Source organism: Ochrobactrum sp. EDr1-4 (genome assembly GCF_049199085.1).
Classification (GTDB): Bacteria; Pseudomonadota; Alphaproteobacteria; order Rhizobiales; family Rhizobiaceae; genus Brucella.
On record NZ_JBLZOF010000002.1, the window covers coordinates 395,999 to 413,275 of the forward strand.

Below are 17,277 nucleotides of genomic sequence, written 5' to 3' on the forward strand. Positions count from 1 at the left end.
CAACTCTTAACGTCTTGGCGCGAAATTGCAGCCGGAAATCGGGCGTCTATTTTTTGGTCGCAACCAATTTCGAGGCAAGATTTATTACTTTGACACGGTGGAGAAACTCGACATATCTATAATATAAATATTGATCAAAAACTGTTTGCAAACATGGATACGGGTGAAAGTTGCCTTCAGGAGTCGACACCGCAATCAGCGCTGCTGATGCTTTCTCTCATATGCGCATTATCAACGGCATGGGCATAAGCCTGTGTCTGTCACGGCTGCTTATTTTTGCATCAAAGTTCGTTCAACATCCCAATAAGCATAAAATATCCTACATGCATATTGGTTGGGTTTTTGTCGTTTTTCTTTGGATAATTCAATTCTGGTGGGACTATCTGTTTGAGAGCAGCACAAAGACTTACAATGTTTATACCTATGTTTTGGATTTGCTTTACGTCTTTGGCCTCTTTTTCATGTGCGTCACTCTAACTCCGGACGATATCAAAGAGTATGGAGATTATGAAAGATATTTCCTTTCACGAAAAACATGGCTGTTATCGCTTTTAATACTGCTCAATCTTATTGAGCTTTTACGCAGTGCAGGCCCCAGCATTTCTATCAATAACGAGGAATCTCCCCTGGGGGATTTCGTTTTCTTTGCGATTGAAACTGCAGTGATATTGCTGGCTATGAAGATCAAGAAAACAGGTTTTCAGTATTTCTTTATCGTATTGCTTATAGCGGCGGTGTTCGCAGATTTCACGATTCAACTCGACTGAATTTAAAAAAGCCGCTGCGCGATCTTCACACAGCGGCTTCTTTAATGAATATACAATCGGAATTTAGGCGGAAAGCGCCTTGAACTTTGCAAGGATTGCATCGCCCATCTCAGTCGTTCCGACCTTATTGGTACCTTCTGACCAAATGTCGGCAGTGCGCAGACCATCATCCAGAACGCCAGCAATTGCCGCTTCCAGACGATCAGCTTCATCGATCAGGTTGAACGAATAGCGCAGGCACATGGCAAGCGACGCAATCATTGCAATCGGATTGGCAACGCCCTGACCAGCAATATCCGGCGCCGAACCATGAACTGGCTCATAAAGCGCCTTACGCTTGCCAGTCACACCATCAGCTGCACCGAGCGAAGCCGATGGAAGCATACCGAGCGAGCCGGTCAACATCGCTGCAACATCAGAAAGCATGTCACCAAACAGATTGTCGGTGACGATCACGTCGAACTGCTTCGGCCAGCGAACGAGCTGCATACCGCCAGCATCCGCCAGCATATGCTCAAGCTCGACATCCGAATGCTTTTCCTTATGGCGAGCGGTGACGACCTGATTCCACAAGACGCCCGACTTCATCACATTGCGCTTTTCCATCGACGTAACTTTGTTGCGACGGGTGCGTGCCAGTTCAAAAGCCACATCGGAAATACGTTCGATTTCGTAGGTGTCATAGACCTGCGTATCGATACCGCGTTTCTGGCCATTGCCCAGATCAATAATTTCCTTCGGTTCGCCGAAATAAACACCGCCGGTCAGTTCGCGCAGGATCAGAATGTCGAGACCTTCGATCACTTCTGGCTTCAACGACGATGAATGTGCAAGCGCTGGATAGCAGATGGCCGGACGCAAATTGGCATAAAGTGCCAAATCCTTGCGAAGACGCAGAAGGCCAGCTTCCGGGCGCACTTCATAAGGAACGCTGTCCCACTTAGGGCCACCAACAGCGCCGAAAAGCACAGCATCGGCAGCAAGCGCCTTTTCCATGTCCGCATCGGAAATCGCCTGACCATGCGCATCATACGCCGAACCACCAACGAGGCCTTCGTCGGTTTCAAAACCGAGATTCAGACCCGAATTGAGGAAAGCGATAATCTTGCGGACTTCAGCCATTGCTTCAGGTCCGATACCGTCACCGGGCAGGAGGAGGAGTTTTCTGGATGCCATAATGCCAAGCCTCTGTTTTTTATCACATAATAGCGGCAGAAAAATCAAACTCCGCCATCATAATTTAAAGTTCCGCGAGGGTTATAGAACCCCCTTGCGCATCAGGCAACAATTGCCGTGCGAAATTTATGGAAAAGAACAGAGAATATATGGAAATTATATAACATCGCGGCCTAGCACCTCCCATTTGAAAAAGGCGGCTCTAAAAATGCGGGGATTATCTATTCAATGGGGCGCGCTTCCGAAGGAAGCATGATCGGAATACCACCACGAACTGGATACGCAAGCTTGGCTTTTTGCGAAATCAATTCGCTGTTTTCCGCATCATATTGAAGTGCCCCTTTGGTGAGTGGGCAAACAAGCAATTCGAGCAGCTTGACATCAAGATTGCCAGTATTTTCATTTGTCGTCATTGGTATTTCCTCGGCGCTTCATATTTTCACTACATGCTCATTGCAGACGCGAACCATAGTCATCCTTGGCTTTCGCCAGCACCATTTCTGTAATCGCAATCAACGTCGCAGCGCGCGTTTTTAAATCCGCAGCTTCCAACAGCGCCTGCTTTTCAGCAGGACCAAACGGCGACATTATTGAAAGTGCATTCACCAGTGTGTCGTTGGCTGCGCGAGAGATACTATCCCAATCCGCCTCCAGATTATGCACTTCCAGATAATCCTTGAACGCACGCAAGAGCGCTTCGCGGTCAATCTCTCCAACATCATCCGCAGCCTCAAGATCAGCGAGAAATGGCGCAATCCTGCATTGGCGATAGGGCCTGCGGGAATGCACTTCCTCCAGAACACGAAACCGGCAAATACCTTGCAATGTGATCAACACACGGCCGTCGCCTGTCTCTGAATATGCGGTGATCCGGCCAAGACAACCGACCTGGCTCAATTCAGGTTTCACGGTCTCATCGAAATCATCACTGTCGTCTTCATCCTCGACATCATTAATGCGAGGCTGGATCATCGCGATAATCCGTTTGCCGGACAATGCGTCTTCGATCATCTCAAGATAGCGAGGTTCGAATATATTTAACGGCAGTTGGCCACCCGGCAGCAAAAGTGCGCCTTTAAGCGGAAATACCGGAACAAGCTCCGGAATATCCGAAGCTATCCGATAACGGGCATTGCCCACTTGCATAACTATCTCCTTTAAGAAAACAGAAGCGACGAAAGTTTGCGACGCGCACCCAACGTCGCCGGGTCCGCATTGCCCCACGCCTCAAAGAATTGTAGAAGCTGCTTGCGCGCACCATCATCATTCCAGCTACGGTCCGCCTTCATGACTGCCAGCAATTCATCAGCGGCCTCCACGCGTCGCCCCTGCGCATTTCGCACCTGCGCTAAATCATAACGAGCCTGAAAATCGTTGGGATCGGCCTGAATGCGACGCTCCAGCTCTATCGGATCACCGATCAGTTTTACCTGATCAGCAAGAGCCAGTTTTGTTTCGAGCGCACGGACTGGCGCAGCATCTTGCGTATCCGCTGGCAGGCTCGCCAATATTTCGCGGGCTTTCTCAGCATCGCCGGATTCAAGCAAGCACGTCGCCAAGCCGACAATTGCATCCACATTATCAGGTGCTACTTGTAGGATTGACGAGAAAATCTGCGCCGCCTGCACAAAGTCACCAGCGTCAACCAGTTCTTTCGCAGCCGTAACGGCTTCAGTTATTGCTGCTTCCTGATCACTTGGGCCGCTGATTTTCGCAATAAACTCTTTGACTTTGGAGTCTGGTAACGCGCCCATAAAGCCATCGGCAGGCTGCCCATTCACAAATGCAATGACGGCGGGGATTGATTGAATGCCAAGTTGACCGGCAATGGACGGATGGTCGTCGATGTTCATTTTGACGAGCTTGACCGCGCCTGCTGCCTCACGAACGGCATTTTCAATGATTGGTGTAAGTTGCTTGCAAGGGCCGCACCATGGCGCCCAGAAATCAACGAGAACTGGCTGATTGCGCGATTCTGCAATCACATCAGCCTGAAAAGTAGCAGTCGTTGTATCCTTGATGAGATCATTGCCGCCAACATTAGGAGTTGATGTTCCAAAAGACACATTCCCGGTCATTTGCCCACCCATCTGCGCGCTCGTATTCGAATAGGGATTGTTCTGGCTTGTCATCGGATATTCCTTACGTCTTTCAACCTGCATATAGGGCGGCAGCAACTTTGTTTCGACATATCAGTTTGTACTTGCAACAATCAATTTCAAGCAGCATTCCACTAAATTGCCCGCGCGTACTCTAGATCTAAAGAGACACCTTAGCATCTTCTGAAACAGCGAGAATACGTGCTTCATGGCCAGTGGAGGTCAGAAACCGTATCAGATCATCGCGCTTGATCGATGTTGTGGCTTCATTCGTCAAAGGATGGCCATTAATAATGTCGTTTTTCATAAGAGCCGCATCAAGGACAATCTGAACATTGTGATCAGTGTCGTTCACTGCGCCAAACACGGTCACGCCACCAGGCACCACGCCAAGGTACTCCATCAATTTCTCCGGCTTGCCAAAAGAAACACGGCTGGAAGCGCCAATAATCTGATGGATCGATTTGAGATCAACGACAGCGTCTTCATCTACAGTCACGAGAAAGAAATTGTCTTTTTTGTCTTTCAAAAACAGGTTCTTTGTGTGTCCACCGGGTATTTCACCACGCAGACCCTGTGAATCGGCAACAGTGAATAAAGGTGGATGCTCCACCGTACTAACCTCTATGTCGAGATTTTTCAGATAGTCGTGAAGTTCCGCCGACGTCATAGGCATAAGATATTACTTCCCAAATATGAGGCCAACTCAAAGCCCTTTATCAAAGCGTTTCGTACACTTAATCACACGCTCCAAAGAGGCAATAGTCAAATTATGCTCGTAGGGTATCGCGAATGCATTCGTATTTCTGCCGAATGGCTACAGCGTTATGCGGATGAATCGGAATGTGGATATAAATTAGCAATTATGAACGAACTGATTCACATCGGGTTCGAAAGAATTGGCGCTTCAAAAGCTTGAAGTACGATTTCCACAGCGACCATTGAATTATTTTATTCATAAATTACAATTAGTTATACATTTTTTTGACACTCATTTTACGAATACGGATTTTCCCTATTGCATTCCCCGAGGCGTTCAGCGATATAGCGCCTGCCTAACGGAAACGACTTCTCTCTCCGCAGAGAAGACTGGCGCGAGCGGGTGTAGCTCAGGGGTAGAGCACAACCTTGCCAAGGTTGGGGTCGAGGGTTCGAATCCCTTCGCCCGCTCCAGTTTTTCCGGTTAGCTAGGCATCAAAATCCCGGCTTTGTCCGGGATTTTTGCTTTTAGAAATTTGGATTATCGTAATATTAAACTGTCCACATTGCTTCACATTTTGAGATGGAAACAATAAAAATATAATGAGCTTCGACTGCAAACAGCTCAACACTGAAGTTTAAGAGATTGATTAATATTTGACTGCTTTTTATCCCGCCACAGCATTCAGATAATGGACGGCTAATTTTCCTAATTTATTCATGGTCAGCGGTAGTTTTTTGACAATGCTAGGGCCAAATTGTTACAAGTGATACAATGTATAGACTTTTTGTTAAGTTGTTGTAATAGCAATTGATATAGGCCCAACTAGGGACTCATGATAGTAATGATTCGAGTGTGTTGCTTTTCGTTTAGCAAACAGGGAAAAATACGTTTTTGGCCAGTATAAGACTTAGCTAAAATCTGCTTTTATTCTCTCTTGGAGAGAGACATAGGGTATAATTCATATGAATTTAAACTCTCAATGGCAAACGCTAGCTGGCCTGCCACGGTTGAGCAAACAGATAATTTTGCTCATAAGCGACTGCTTGCTTCTATTGCTCAGCGCCTACCTCGCGTTCGTTATGAGACTGGGTTTCGTTTTCGTTCCCTCTCACGCCCAGTTCTTTCTTATAATAATTGCCCCCCTATTAGGAATTCCCGTTTTCATTCGTTTCGGGCTCTACAGGGCAATAATCAGGTATCTTGCAGAACGCTCAATTTGGCCAATCTTCCAGGCGACTGCAATCGCCGCGCTATTTTGGGTCGCTCTCGTATTTCTAATGGAACTATATGGCAGTTCGGGGCTACCTCGTTCTGTACCACTGCTGTACTGGCTACTCAGCACGGTGCTGATCTCAGCCAGTCGATTTGGGGCAAAGTGGCTTCTACGCAATACTGGAGGTGGAAAAACATATTCCAGTTCGGCAATCATCGTAGGCGTTGGTGAACCGGGACGTCAGCTAGCTGCCGCTTTAAGAAGCCATAGCGACACACAAATAATTGGATTTGTTGACCCAAGCGGCATGCTGAACGGCATGGATATCACCGGACTTCGCGTCTATTCCACAAAACAGATACCGCAACTGATTGAAAATTACGGCATCAGACAAGTCATCATATCTGAACCGGAGTTAACTCAGGCTCAGCGGCAAGAATTTGCACGCGTCCTTAGCCCGTTACCGGTTAGCACGCGTATTCTTCCACCCATTGCTGACCTTACAACCGGAAAATACCTCGTCAGTTCATTACGTAATGTCGAAATTGATGATCTTCTCGGGCGCTCTCCGGTTCCACCTGATGCCACTATGCTACGCGAAGTGGTCGAAGGACGCCGTATTATGATCACTGGCGCGGGCGGCTCCATAGGTAGTCAGCTTTGCCAAATTATTGCGCAATGGAAACCAGATTCTATCGTCCTCTTTGAATCTAGTGAGTTTGCACTTTACCAAATTGAACGTCAGCTCCAACGAACCGCATCGTGTGAAATCGTACCCGTTTTGGGGTCAGTACAAGATAAAGATATCCTAGAAAACATCATCCGCTTACATCACGTTGATACCGTTTACCATTGTGCAGCCTACAAACATGTACCTCTTGTCGAGAAGAATGTGTTGATTGGCATCTGTAACAATGTCTTTGGAACGCTCAATGTGGCTTCGGCATGTTTTGCCACCGATGTTGAGCGCATGGTGCTTATCTCATCTGACAAAGCGGTTCGCCCCACAAATGTCATGGGTGCAACGAAACGCTGGGCTGAACTCATCGTGTATTATTACGGAATGCTAGCTGAACAAGCAGGTAAAAATACCTCTTTTTATTCTGTACGTTTCGGCAACGTTCTTGGGTCAAATGGCTCAGTTGTTCCATTATTTCGCGAGCAAATCGCCAATGGCGGGCCAGTAACTCTGACTCATGAAGATATGACGCGATATTTTATGTCGATCAAAGAGGCTGCCGAACTGATCGTGCAGTCTGGTGCGATTGCCGAAACAGGAGATACCGTCTTACTGGAAATGGGTGAGCCCGTAAAAGTCAGAGATCTCGCAGAAAACATGATTCTCCTTGCAGGACTTACAGTTCGCAACAGCGATAACCCACAAGGCGATATCGCAATTGAAGTCACCGGCATTCGCGAAGGTGAGAAGATGTATGAAGAGCTTTTTTACGACCCATCGCAGGCACGAACAACAAGACATCCAAAAATCATGCGTGCTCCTAAGGGTAAAAAAGCAGATGTAGATGTTATGCAAAGCTTAAATGAGCTACGTGCTGCTATGGACACAAATGATGTCACAGCCATTCGCAAAGTACTTTTTGATGTCATAGCTTTTTAAAGCGACCACGAAAATCCAGCAATAATAAAAGAACAGCAACAATCGCGACCATCAGGAATATTATCTGAGAGAGTAAGTGATTAAAATACAGCATTGAAGCGGCGCACATTATTAGAATAACGTTTAAAACTCCAACGTGCGAAACTACTTTAATAACACTCCATCCTGATCTTTTTGCCATCTGATACGCATGCTTGGAATGAGCTTTCAATACATTTTCCCTTGCTGCCAAACGCAGGAGAATTGTCGTTCCAGCATCAAAAACATAGTATAGTGGAAGAACGACTGCTACAGTTATGTGCGTTTCACGCGCCAACAACAATAAAGCTGTACCAGTCATTAACCCGAGAGGCAGACTACCGGAGTCACCTAAAAAAATACGTGCTGGTGGGCGGTTAAAAAACGAGAAGCCTAATAGACCTCCTGCGAGGATGGCTGCAAGCGCGCCACTTTCAACACCGGCAAAATGCAGTACAGTCAAAATAACAATACCTAGCAGCGGAATCCCCAAACCCGCCACCGTCATTAAGTCCAATCCATCCATAAAATTTGTTATATTGATTGCCGCAACAAGTGTAATGACAATCAAAATTGCTTCACACCAATGCGGAAGCAAATCCGGCAACAATCTATATTCCGGCCCCAAACCATAAAGAACCAAGCAGCTTGCGAGCAGTTGCGATCCAAAACGCAAATAGACGGGCAATTCAAACCGATCATCCAGCGCACCAACGGCCCATAACAATATGGATGCACCCGATAAAAAACTGACTAGCTCGACCGTGATTCCGAGGTCCGGCCCGAATGTAAACAGAGTGATGAGCGCTGCGGGAATAAGCGCAAGGCCACCAATTTGCTGCGCGGGTACATTATGATTTGATCGTGGATTGAAGCCTGCTGCGAGAAAAGATCTCGGCAACAAAACGGATAGAATATACAGCGAAGCACCACAGAGAATGGCGCTTGATACAAACGAGACGAACAGCAAAATCATTGGAATACCGGCGAAAAAATATCAATAAATCCGATTTAACATCTTTGCCGATATTGGCAAATCTCTTACTGCGAAATACGTCGCTAAGAATTCATTGTTTTCCTTTCTATGATTTTCGCTGAAAAGCGATCAATGTTTAGCTCAAATAGGGATTCCAACTCTTCGCCTTTGAGCAAAAAACTATACTATTCTGGTGATAATTGCCTTAATCTCACGCTCAAAGAAGTCTGAGAATGTCGCAATACGTGGCGGTAACTTCTGAAATGGCGGGTAATAGAGCGTCAACCAAAGCTGCGGCGGCGACCATTCCGGCAAGATGTGCACCAGGCGACCCGTGCGCAGATGTTCCGCCACAATAAAGGTCGGCAGCATTGCAACCCCTGCCCCACCAGCTGCCATATTGGCCAAAACTTCACCATTGTTCGCGCTGATCATGCGTCCCGCGGAGACATTGACGGTTGAGCTTCCATCCGACAAAGCCCACTTTTCACGGCGGCTCTCGGAACTATAACCGAGACAGCCATCGGACGTCAGTTCGCTCGGATGTGCCACATCAACATATGACGTACCGGGAGCCGCGACCAAAATCCGCTTGATCTCAATGATCTTGCGCCAGATGGTGAATTTATCCGATGGTGCGCCGGAAATACGGATCGCCAGATCGAAATCCTGCTCAACAATATCAAGCATCTGGTCGGTCAGCGACAGCTCCACCTCAATCTTTGGGTAAAGCTCACGAAATGCGGAAAGAATTTGCGGCAGCACCTGCTGGCCGAGCGACATCGGCGCATTAATACGCAATCGCCCCTGATCGGCCTTATGCACATTCATGAGTTCATGCCGCGCTGCTTCCAGTGCATCGACTGCCGGTTCAATACGCGCTGCGAAGACTGCGCCATCGCTTGTCAATGAAACCTGCCGTGTTGTGCGGACAAAAAGCTGCACACCCAGTTCTTCCTCCAGTGCTGCAATTGTGCGGGTAACGGAGGCTGGCGTCATATCCAGCTCGCGTGCGACTTGCGCAAAATTTCGCTTCTCTGCCGCCAGAAGGAAAGTTTTCAGCGCTTTCAGTTCATTCATTTGATTATTGCACTCTGCGTAATAGATTAGCAATTACTGCGACAATTGTTATCAACTATCAAGTCTCTTAAATTCGGCTCAACAAGATTGCAAAGCGGTAATGCCGCAGAAAGGCAAATATCATGCTGAACCAGATTAAGGGCCTTCACCACGTCACTTCAATGGCCGCTGATGCGCGCCAGAACAACAGCTTCTTTACCGACACACTCGGCCTGCGTCGTGTAAAAAAGACCGTCAACTTCGACGAGCCAAGTGTTTACCACCTTTATTACGGCGATGAAGTCGGCACGCCCGGCTCGGTCATGACCTACTTTCCTTTCCCAAACATTGTTCGCGGCCGTCCAGGCGTTGGCGAAGTCGGTGAAACCGAATTCTCAGTGCCAAAGGGTTCCCTCGGCTTCTGGAAAGACCGCCTTGTTGCTAGAGGCGTAACCGGCCTTGAAGCTGACCGTGTATTCGGCTCCGAGCGCCTGCGTTTTCAGGGTCCGGATGGCGATGGTTTCGCGCTCGTCGAAATAGACGATGACAAGCGTGCACCGTGGATGAGCGCAGGTGTGTCTGAGGATGTCGCTATTCGTGGATTCAGCGGCGCACGTATGCGGCTTCACGATATAGATGCCAGTGCCGAACTGCTGAAGTTCATGGGTTATGAACGCGCTGAAACTGAAGGTAATGTCAGCCGCTTCATCATGCCGAATGGCAATGGTGCCGATACGATTGACCTTGAAGCCCTGCCTTCCGCTCAGGCTGCACGTCAGGGTGCTGGTTCTGTCCACCACATCGCCTTTGCGGTGCCAGATCGTGCTGCACAGCTTGAAGTACGCAAGGCACTTATGGACACGGGCTACCACGTTACGCCAGTGATCGACCGCGATTATTTCTGGGCGATCTACTTCCGCACGCCGGGTGGTGTGTTGTTTGAAGTGGCAACTAACGAGCCTGGCTTTGACCGCGATGAAGACACCGCGCATCTCGGCGAAGCACTCAAACTGCCAAACCGCTATGAAGCCTATCGTGATCGTATCGAAGCCAATCTCGAGCCTTTGGAAAGCGGTTCAATCTGATTGCCGCACTGGCTTTTCCCGCTTAGAGTTCATTCTGGAAAAAGATATCGTAAGTTTCAGAATGAACTTCCGCTTAGACTATTGTGCATGCGGTAGACAAATAGGTCTATGCACTTTAAATCGGTTTTAGCCATTCAACCTCCATCAGAAGAGCAAGCCCATGCCGCAGAAAACCGATCTTCTCGTTCCCGTCTTGCAAGGCCAGCCCGTCATTCCCGTCTTGCTGATTGATAAGGCCGAACATGCGGTTCCTTTGGCACGCGCGCTTGCCAAAGGTGGTTTGCCTGCAATCGAGATCACGCTGCGCACGCCAGCAGCACTCGATGCAATCCGTGCAGTAGCGTCGGAAGTACCAGAGGCAATCGTTGGCGCAGGCACTATCCTCAATGCAAAGCAATATGAAGAAGCAGCCAAGGCTGGTTCGCGCTTCATCGTAAGCCCCGGCGCCACGAAATATATTCTCGCGGCGGCCGATGATAGCGACGTGCCTCTCCTGCCTGCGGCAATCACCCCAAGCGAAATGCTCGCCCTTCGCGAAGAAGGCTACACGCATCTCAAATTTTTCCCAGCAGAACAGGCTGGTGGTGCGCCGTTCCTGAAAGCGCTTTCCTCACCGTTGGCAGGATTAACCTTCTGCCCAACTGGTGGCGTAAGCCTTGCAAATGCCAAAACTTATCTTTCGTTGCCAAATGTTGTCTGCGTTGGCGGCTCATGGGTTGCACCAAAAGAATTGCTGGAGGCAGGCGATTGGGATGGCATTACAAAGCTCGCTGTGGAAGCCGCAGGTTTGAAGAAATGAGCTTTTAAATAGCGCAATAAAAAAAGGGGCCCTCACGGCCCCTTTTTTCTTTACTTGCAATAGGATCAGTTGATTTTGGTAAACTTCGCTACGGTTAGGAACGTCACAGCATTTCCGCTGAACTGACTGGAGCGTTCGCTTGGCAAATCTCCACGCTGGAAGCCCGCGGTATAGACCATAGCAGGCGCAGATCTCATCGCATCGTTGCGCAGAACCGCATTGGTTGCCGGTGCAGTCTGTGCGACGGACTCCGTCGACATAGCGACCGCAGAAGCTGGAATTGCAGCTGGCTGGACCATTGGCGCTGGGCGTGAAGCTGCGGCGGCAATACGACGATCACCCTTGCCCGTTGAACGAGCGCCAGTTTTCGCAGTATGACCAACGGCAGCAACATGTGAACGTGATGGGGCCGTCTTTGCAACAGATGCGGTCTTAACAGGCGCAATCTTCACTGGCTGTGGCTTTGTGGAAGCAACCTGCTGCGTCTCAAAATCATCCTCTGGTGGCGCAATCAGCTCACCAATTTCGTCCTTTTTAGAAACCAGCGCCAATTGCGTATTGGCACGTGGCGCTTCCTTAGGCAGCGGATAGGACGCCGCATTACCCTGGGCAATCACATTGCCAGCATCGGCAACCGTTGTCTCTGACTGCGGATTATTATTAACGATCTGCGCAATCGCATCCTGCGGATTTTCTTGCGCTAACTGCGGACGCATCGCGGGAACAACAGCCGCTGCCAATTGTGGTGCTGTTTCCTGCTGCGGACGCATTGATGGGACGGGAACAAAACCGGTCAGCATCGCGTTTGTCCCAGCATCAGCGACTTGCTGCTCAGCAGCATCTTCCGGTACTGCGGCGGCTGCAAGAGCAATTGCGTCCTGCGCTGCATTAGCAGGCTTGCTAGAAGGAATAGGAACGTTAAATGCAACCGCAGGTGCTTCTTCAGCTTGCTGCGGAACTTCTACAATTGCTTCAGGGCGCGGAGCCTGCATCGGAATTGGCGCATCACGTGCAGGTAAAGCAGCGATCATTGCTTCAGGCTGTGGCGTCTGGACTGGAGCAGCAGGTGTTGGAGCCTGACGAACAGGAGCGGCACGGGCAGGACGAGCAGCCGCTGGCGCTACATCACCATTATCTTCTTCTTCATCAGCGCCACCGCCGCCAAACAGTGCACCAAACAGCGTCTTGCTCTTTTTTGGCGCAGAATTGCTTGCCATCATGACATTGCCGCCACTGGCTTTTTGTCGTTCGATCATCGCTAATGCTTGCTCATAGCCCGGCAATGGCTTGCCGTCAGCTGGAAGGTGAGCAGTTTTGCCATCTGGGAACAGTGCCAGCAGTTCGCGACGGCTCATGCGTGGCCACGAACGAACATTGCCCACATCCATATGGGTGAAGGGCGAACCGGAGCGCGGATAGTAGCCAACGCCACCGACCTGATAGCGCATGCCAATGGCGCGTAGTTTCGCAAGCGGTACACCCGGAATGAAAAAGTCCATCGCGCGGCCAAGCGTGTGCTGGCTCTTTTTAGCAACACCGCTGGTCTTGGAACGCAGCATGTTGTTGGTCGCAGGCGAACGATAAGCGGACACGACAGTGATATACTGGCTCGATCCGGTCGAGCGATAAACCTGCCAAACGAGATCGAACAGACGCGGATCCATTCGGGTTGGTTCGTTGCGACGCCAATCGCGCAGAAAGACATTCAGCTTCTTTAAGCCGTCCGGCAGGAACTTGCCGTTCTTTTTGAAGGTGATTTCTGCCTTTTCACCCGTATGAACATAATAGAGCTTCAGCGTACGTGTTTCGGCAGATGCCTGCGAAGGCGCCAGTGCCGTTACAATCGCCGCTGCAACCAAAGCTGTCGAAGCAGACGCTCGAACCTGAGAAGCCGAATTGAACAATCCTGTCCAGACTTTCGCCAACCGTGCTTTGATAGTCGATATGCTGCTCATCGAATTATATCGCCTTACCGTGTTGTCCGCCCTAGGGGCCGTATCAGAGTTCAAAAAACGAATATGCGTGAACCCTGATTGTCGGTTTTAATGGTTAATGGACACTTAGTGAACAACAAATGAGGAAACACCATGGCAAAAAAGCCACAGTCACGCATCTATTTTCAACATAGTAAAAAAACTATTAACAATCTTCATCGATGCTAACATTCTGGCAACACAGACAGGAACAATCAAAAAGTCGATATTTTATATGGCTTTAACAGGCATTATCCACGCGAAGTATGTCGAGTAATATGAGTATCGACATCTAAAGCGTCATCTTGCGCCTTGTGGGAAATAGTCGCCACATCAACGCCGTATTCCTTCAATTTCCGATAAAGAGTCGTTCTCCCAATGCCCAATCGGCGAGCGACCTCACTGATTTGCCCGTCATAATGTGCGATTGCAATACGGATCATTTGCTCTTCCGCTGCTGCCAATGTTCGAACCTGTCCTTCAAAATCGATACTGCTAATAGCCGTCCCATTATTATGCGGAACTACCGCCGCAAGTGGAGATATTATGTTCTCAGGCGACGATTTTGAGGCCGGCATGATCGCATCAAACCCAATATGACGAAAATCTCGTGCCGTGAGAGCCGATTCATTGCTTAGAATCACTGCCTGATAAATTGCGTTTTTTAATTCGCGCACATTTCCAGGCCAATCATACGATTTGAGACACTCCAACGCATAAGGCGTGATGCCCGCAATGTGCCCGCGCCGCTCCTCACTCGCAAAGCGCATTAAAAACTGATGTGCCAAACCCGGTATATCTACTGAGCGATCACGCAGATGAGGCATCTTTATCGAAAATGATGCGAAAAAGTGATACAAGCCTGGATGAAACTGTCCTAGCTGAACCAACTCAGCCAAACAATGACTGTCGGAAGCAATCAAACGAACATCACTGAAAAGCGAGCCTTTTGCATCAGACAGTACAGACTGACTTGCCTTGATAAAAGCAAATAAGCGCTGCTGCGTACGTGGGGGCAACGCGCTGATCTGATCGAAAAACAGGCTACCGCCTTCTGCTTCTGCTACTTTTCCCGCGACCAGAAAAGGCACATTATCAGGCTTTAAAAAAGCACGAGCAGCAGACTGTCCAAAGAGGATTTCATCTGCACTTTCTCTCGACAGAGATCGACAATCAACTGCAACAAACGCCGCTTGCCATCGGCTACCACCGCTAACAATTGCACGCGCGAGTGTTTCTTTACCTGTACCTACTTCACCTTCGATCAATACAGGAGTGTCGAGTGACGCAGCACGCCGTGCTAAAGAAACGACTTTCTCCATTTCCGAACTTTTGGATGACATTTCCGAGAGTGAAATGTCACTTTTTTGCGAAATGCGGGTACGTTTTATTTCATGCGTTAGCGAATCCAGCTTAAATGCATTCGCTATAGACACCTGGACCCGCTCAAAAGCAGCGGGTTTGACGATGAAATCAATCGCACCAAGCCGAATAGCGTGCATTGCGTTCTCAATCTCAGTATCAAGAACGAGCGCAATCACCGGAATGCTAATGCCTGATTCACGGATTTTCGCAAGAACCGAATATCCGTCCAAATCCGGCAGACTTAGATCGAGAAGGACAAGCGAGACGTCCTTGCGGCTTCCGATAATGTTAAGAGCATTGATGCCGCCATCTGCAAGAATAGTGCGATAACCCATACGCATAACAGCTGCCTCAAGGCCTCTGCATTGTATCGGATCATCATCAACTATAAGAATACGCGTACTCATGAACTGCTATCTACCGATGGTTTAAACGTCTCTATATCCCAATATCCAGTATGTGTCTTATTTCAGGCGTGCATTTGGAGTAGCGCTTCCTTTGAATGCAACCCCTGATAAGGTCGAAGCACATTTCATCCTCAGAATTGTTGAAACACCAACACCGCGCCCTAACCCCTTGGCGTGTTGAAAAAGACATGCGAGAAGAGGGCAACAGGAGAATGCAATGACCGAAGCGACAAAACTTGGACAATTGCCGGAATGGAATCTGGCTGACCTTTACCCTTCTGCCGAGAGCGCTGAACTAAAAGCTGATCTCGAAAAGGCGGCGAAGGATGCAGCAACGTTTGAGACACGCTGGAAGGGTAAGCTTGGCGAAGAGGCAGCCAAGACCAATGGCGGAAATTTTGCCGATGCGATCAAGGAATATGAAGCTTTAAGCGAACTTATGGGCCGCATCGCTTCTTTTGCGGGCCTTTATTACTACGGCGACACCACCGACCCCAAGCGTATGAAGCTGTTTGGTGATGTGCAGCAGAAGCTGACTGACGCCAACACACCGCTGATTTTCTTCAGTCTCGAAATCAACCGTATTGATGACGGGATACTTGAAGAAGCTATCGTCTCCAATCCGGCGATCGCTCATTATCGTCCATGGCTGGAAGATCTTCGTCTCGACAAGCCTTATGAGCTTGAGGACAAGCTGGAACAGCTTTTCCATGAAAAATCGATCACTGGCTATAGCGCATGGAACCGCCTGTTTGATGAAACCATGTCGAGCCTTCGTTTTGAAATTGACGGTGAAGAACTGGCTATCGAGCAGACCCTCAACATGTTGCAGGACGCAGATGGTGCGGTGCGCAAAAAGGCATCTGAAGCGCTTGCGAAGACTTTTGGCGCAAACCTTCGCACCTTCACGCTGATTACCAATACACTGGCCAAGGACAAGGAAATCTCCGACCGTTGGCGTGGTTTTCAGGATATTGCCGACAGCCGCCATCTTGCCAATCGCGTTGAACGTGAAGTTGTCGATGCGCTCAGCAGTGCCGTTGAAGCAGCCTATCCACGCCTCTCACACCGCTATTATGCGTTGAAAGCCAAGTGGCTCGGCCTTGAAAAGTTGGAGAACTGGGATCGCAATGCGCCGCTGCCGGAAACACCGCAGGCGCTGATCTCGTGGGATGAGGCACGCGAAACCGTGCTTTCCGCCTATGGCAACTTCGCGCCTGAAATGGCCGAAATCGCCAAGAAATTCTTTGACAAGAACTGGATTGACGCGCCGGTGCGTCCGGGCAAGGCGCCGGGTGCTTTTGCGCATCCAACAGTGCCTTCCGCCCATCCATATGTGCTGCTCAACTATATGGGTAAGCCGCGCGATGTAATGACGTTGGCCCACGAGCTTGGCCATGGCGTGCATCAGGTGCTGGCTGGCGAACAGGGTGCGCTGATGGCATCGACGCCACTCACACTGGCTGAAACGGCTTCCGTTTTTGGTGAGATGCTCACGTTCCGCTCGCTGCTTGAACGCACCACCAACAAGCGCGAGCGCAAGGCCATGCTGGCTCAAAAGGCCGAAGACATGATCAATACGGTCGTGCGCCAGATCGCTTTCTACCAGTTCGAGCGTCGTGTTCACACCGAGCGCCGCGAAGGCGAACTGACATCAGAGCGTATCGGCGAAATCTGGATGGATGTGCAGCGCGAAAGCCTTGGCGATGCAGTCAATCTCAATCCGGGTTACGAAACCTTCTGGACCTATATTCCGCACTTCATCCATTCGCCGTTCTACGTCTATGCCTATGCCTTCGGCGATTGTCTGGTAAACTCGCTTTATGCCGTCTACCAGAACTCGGAAAAAGGCTTCCAGCAGAAGTATTTCGACATGCTGAAAGCGGGTGGCACCAAGCACCACAAGGAACTGCTGGCGCCATTTGGCCTTGATGCAACCGATCCGGATTTCTGGAGCAAGGGCCTGTCGGTGGTGGAAGGCATCATCGACGAACTCGAAGCCATGGAAGACTGAGCAAA

The 17,277-nt window shown here is 49.4% G+C and carries 14 protein-coding genes and 1 tRNA gene; 6 read left to right on the forward strand and 9 right to left on the reverse strand.

What is annotated here, in order from left to right:
- Nucleotides 1-170 precede the first annotated feature (170 nt).
- A complete protein-coding gene (locus ACOZHT_RS08230) occupies nt 171-767 on the forward strand; it encodes a hypothetical protein (RefSeq protein WP_339509943.1) in 597 nt (198 codons plus the stop codon).
- Between the two features lie 63 nt (nt 768-830).
- On the opposite strand, the gene leuB is transcribed toward ACOZHT_RS08230, so the two are convergent.
- From leuB to ACOZHT_RS08255, 5 genes are all read right to left on the reverse strand, one after another.
- On the reverse strand, nt 831-1,943 hold the full coding sequence (leuB, locus tag ACOZHT_RS08235) for a 3-isopropylmalate dehydrogenase (protein WP_339509944.1): 1,113 nt from the start codon (nt 1,941-1,943) through the stop codon (nt 831-833).
- Between the two features lie 221 nt (nt 1,944-2,164).
- Nucleotides 2,165-2,356 carry a Trm112 family protein gene (locus tag ACOZHT_RS08240; protein ID WP_339509945.1) on the reverse strand — a complete coding sequence of 64 codons (192 nt, stop codon included), beginning with the start codon at nt 2,354-2,356 and terminating at the stop codon, nt 2,165-2,167.
- Nucleotides 2,357-2,393: 37 nt separating this feature from the next.
- Entirely contained in the window at nt 2,394-3,089 is a 696-nt protein-coding gene (locus tag ACOZHT_RS08245) for an LON peptidase substrate-binding domain-containing protein (RefSeq protein WP_339509946.1), read from the reverse strand.
- 11 nt (nt 3,090-3,100) lie between these two features.
- A complete protein-coding gene (trxA, locus tag ACOZHT_RS08250) occupies nt 3,101-4,075 on the reverse strand; it encodes a thioredoxin (RefSeq protein ID WP_339509947.1) in 975 nt (324 codons plus the stop codon).
- Between the two features lie 127 nt (nt 4,076-4,202).
- The gene (locus ACOZHT_RS08255) at nt 4,203-4,718 is read right to left on the reverse strand and encodes a prolyl-tRNA synthetase associated domain-containing protein (protein WP_339509948.1); all 516 of its coding nucleotides are present in this window, start codon (nt 4,716-4,718) and stop codon (nt 4,203-4,205) included.
- A 422-nt stretch (nt 4,719-5,140) separates the two neighbouring features.
- Between ACOZHT_RS08255 and ACOZHT_RS08260 the strand changes: the two genes are divergently transcribed.
- A tRNA-Gly gene (locus ACOZHT_RS08260) sits at nt 5,141-5,215 on the forward strand.
- A 492-nt stretch (nt 5,216-5,707) separates the two neighbouring features.
- Entirely contained in the window at nt 5,708-7,576 is a 1,869-nt protein-coding gene (locus ACOZHT_RS08265) for a nucleoside-diphosphate sugar epimerase/dehydratase (RefSeq protein ID WP_339509950.1), read from the forward strand.
- On the opposite strand, the gene ACOZHT_RS08270 is transcribed toward ACOZHT_RS08265, so the two are convergent.
- Both ACOZHT_RS08270 and ACOZHT_RS08275 read right to left on the reverse strand, forming a co-directional pair.
- Nucleotides 7,563-8,570 (reverse strand): glycosyltransferase family 4 protein, encoded by a 1,008-nt coding sequence (locus ACOZHT_RS08270; RefSeq protein ID WP_339509951.1) that lies wholly within the window; start codon nt 8,568-8,570, stop codon nt 7,563-7,565. The two genes, ACOZHT_RS08265 and ACOZHT_RS08270, sit on opposite strands and share 14 nt — an antisense overlap.
- 180 nt (nt 8,571-8,750) lie before the next feature.
- The gene (locus ACOZHT_RS08275; protein ID WP_421565555.1) at nt 8,751-9,650 is read right to left on the reverse strand and encodes a LysR family transcriptional regulator; all 900 of its coding nucleotides are present in this window, start codon (nt 9,648-9,650) and stop codon (nt 8,751-8,753) included.
- A gap of 122 nt (nt 9,651-9,772) precedes the next feature.
- Between ACOZHT_RS08275 and ACOZHT_RS08280 the strand changes: the two genes are divergently transcribed.
- Together ACOZHT_RS08280 and ACOZHT_RS08285 are read left to right on the forward strand one after the other, a co-directional pair.
- Nucleotides 9,773-10,714, forward strand: a complete 942-nt coding sequence (locus ACOZHT_RS08280) for a VOC family protein (protein ID WP_339509953.1) — start codon at nt 9,773-9,775, stop codon at nt 10,712-10,714.
- A 160-nt stretch (nt 10,715-10,874) separates the two neighbouring features.
- A complete protein-coding gene (locus ACOZHT_RS08285) occupies nt 10,875-11,513 on the forward strand; it encodes a 2-dehydro-3-deoxy-phosphogluconate aldolase (RefSeq protein WP_339509954.1) in 639 nt (212 codons plus the stop codon).
- 65 nt (nt 11,514-11,578) lie between these two features.
- On the opposite strand, the gene ACOZHT_RS08290 is transcribed toward ACOZHT_RS08285, so the two are convergent.
- Together ACOZHT_RS08290 and ACOZHT_RS08295 are read right to left on the reverse strand one after the other, a co-directional pair.
- Nucleotides 11,579-13,468 (reverse strand): DUF882 domain-containing protein, encoded by a 1,890-nt coding sequence (locus tag ACOZHT_RS08290; RefSeq protein WP_339509955.1) that lies wholly within the window; start codon nt 13,466-13,468, stop codon nt 11,579-11,581.
- 269 nt (nt 13,469-13,737) lie between these two features.
- Nucleotides 13,738-15,258 (reverse strand): sigma-54 dependent transcriptional regulator, encoded by a 1,521-nt coding sequence (locus ACOZHT_RS08295; RefSeq protein WP_339509957.1) that lies wholly within the window; start codon nt 15,256-15,258, stop codon nt 13,738-13,740.
- 217 nt (nt 15,259-15,475) lie between these two features.
- On the opposite strand from ACOZHT_RS08295, the gene ACOZHT_RS08300 reads away from it, so the two are divergent.
- Complete coding sequence (locus tag ACOZHT_RS08300) at nt 15,476-17,272, forward strand: M3 family oligoendopeptidase (RefSeq protein ID WP_339509958.1); 1,797 nt, start codon at nt 15,476-15,478, stop codon at nt 17,270-17,272.
- The last annotated feature ends 5 nt before the right edge of the window (nt 17,273-17,277 follow it).

Bases quoted from the DNA above. Each gene is read 5' to 3' on its own strand.
- ACOZHT_RS08275 (WP_421565555.1), bottom strand. From the start codon at position 9,650: ATGAATGAACTGAAAGCGCTGAAAACTTTCCTTCTGGCGGCAGAGAAG.
- ACOZHT_RS08300 (WP_339509958.1), top strand. From the start codon at position 15,476: ATGACCGAAGCGACAAAACTTGGACAATTGCCGGAATGGAATCTGGCT.
- ACOZHT_RS08285 (WP_339509954.1), top strand. From the start codon at position 10,875: ATGCCGCAGAAAACCGATCTTCTCGTTCCCGTCTTGCAAGGCCAGCCC.
- ACOZHT_RS08245 (WP_339509946.1), bottom strand. From the start codon at position 3,089: ATGCAAGTGGGCAATGCCCGTTATCGGATAGCTTCGGATATTCCGGAG.
- ACOZHT_RS08240 (WP_339509945.1), bottom strand. From the start codon at position 2,356: ATGACGACAAATGAAAATACTGGCAATCTTGATGTCAAGCTGCTCGAA.
- leuB (WP_339509944.1), bottom strand. From the start codon at position 1,943: ATGGCATCCAGAAAACTCCTCCTCCTGCCCGGTGACGGTATCGGACCT.
- ACOZHT_RS08290 (WP_339509955.1), bottom strand. From the start codon at position 13,468: ATGAGCAGCATATCGACTATCAAAGCACGGTTGGCGAAAGTCTGGACA.
- ACOZHT_RS08255 (WP_339509948.1), bottom strand. From the start codon at position 4,718: ATGCCTATGACGTCGGCGGAACTTCACGACTATCTGAAAAATCTCGAC.
- ACOZHT_RS08270 (WP_339509951.1), bottom strand. From the start codon at position 8,570: ATGATTTTGCTGTTCGTCTCGTTTGTATCAAGCGCCATTCTCTGTGGT.
- ACOZHT_RS08280 (WP_339509953.1), top strand. From the start codon at position 9,773: ATGCTGAACCAGATTAAGGGCCTTCACCACGTCACTTCAATGGCCGCT.
- ACOZHT_RS08265 (WP_339509950.1), top strand. From the start codon at position 5,708: ATGAATTTAAACTCTCAATGGCAAACGCTAGCTGGCCTGCCACGGTTG.
- ACOZHT_RS08295 (WP_339509957.1), bottom strand. From the start codon at position 15,258: ATGAGTACGCGTATTCTTATAGTTGATGATGATCCGATACAATGCAGA.
- trxA (WP_339509947.1), bottom strand. From the start codon at position 4,075: ATGACAAGCCAGAACAATCCCTATTCGAATACGAGCGCGCAGATGGGT.